At 49.3% G+C, this 1,119-nt stretch carries 2 protein-coding genes; both read right to left on the minus strand.

Annotation, left to right across the window (positions count from 1 at the left end; translation table 11 throughout):
• The coding region (locus KDK16_RS10700; protein ID WP_257276083.1) for a GAF domain-containing protein at positions 1-515 on the minus strand (515 nt) is incomplete at its 3' end.
• A gap of 212 nt (positions 516-727) precedes the next feature.
• A partial coding sequence (locus tag KDK16_RS10705) for an RNA pyrophosphohydrolase (protein WP_257276084.1) occupies positions 728-1,119 on the minus strand: 392 nt, incomplete at its 5' end.

Consider the following 1,119-nt stretch of genomic DNA (forward strand, 5'->3'; position numbering starts at 1 on the left):
GTTTTCTGAGTATTGACTGTAACATGCAGGGAACCAGTGGCCTCAGCATGGGCAATAACACCTGCTAGCTGGGCAGACATGGTGACCAGGAAAGCTTCTTCATGCTCGTCAAAACGGCGTTGTTCTTTTTGCTGAACCACCAGTACACCCAGGATCATCCGATGATGAATGATGGGAACCCCAAGAAAAGCATGAAACTTTTCTTCACCGGTTTCCTTGATGTAACGGTATTTAGGGTGGGAAGAAGCTGTTTTCAGGTTGATGGGCTCCTCTCTAAGACCCACCTGACCCACAAGACCTTCGGATTGGGATAAACGGGCGACACCGACAGCCTTTTTATTGAGGCCTTCTGTCGCCATCAATGTATAGATAGCCTTTTCAGCGTCGTAGAGATAGACAGAGCAGACTTCAGTACTAATGGCCTCACGAACCCGCTGCACAATGATATCCAGCGCAGCCTGCAAATTCGAGGCGGCACCGACTTCCTGTACAATCGAACGCAGGGTGTTCAGCATGGTGACTTAGTCCAGTCTACTTATCAGTCTCCTGAGTCTGCTATCTCAAAATAACAGACGCCCGATTCTGTTGTTTACTTTAAAACGGTTTTCCATGTCGTGACTGTCAGAAACAGGCTTCCATCACGCAAGTGCAAGGATAGCACTTGATTGAATATTGTCTGAGCCTTTGAAGCTGATGCCAGTATTGAACATCGTCTCAGTGTCAAAAGTCATGACTCTTTATTCGCTTGCAGGTGTCCTATTCGGGGAGCCAGCTCGCGCAAAGCACGGCGATAAACCTCCCTTTTGAATGAAACGACCTGTCCCAGGGGATACCAATAGCTGACCCATCGCCAGCCATCAAACTCGGGTGATCCTGTATGATCCACACTAACCTCGTCATCACTGCTCAGCAGCTTGAGCAGAAACCATTTCTGTTTTTGCCCAATACAAAGCGGATGCTGGTCTCGACGAACCAGTCTTCTGGGCAGGCGATAACGCAGCCAGCCACGAGTGCACGCCAGAACTTCTACGTCTTCCGGCTGAAGCCCAATCTCTTCATACAGCTCGCGATACATGGCTTCCTCAGGGCTTTCATCATCATTTATACCCCCCTGGGGAA

The sequence above is a fragment of the Endozoicomonas sp. SESOKO4 genome (assembly GCF_024606275.1).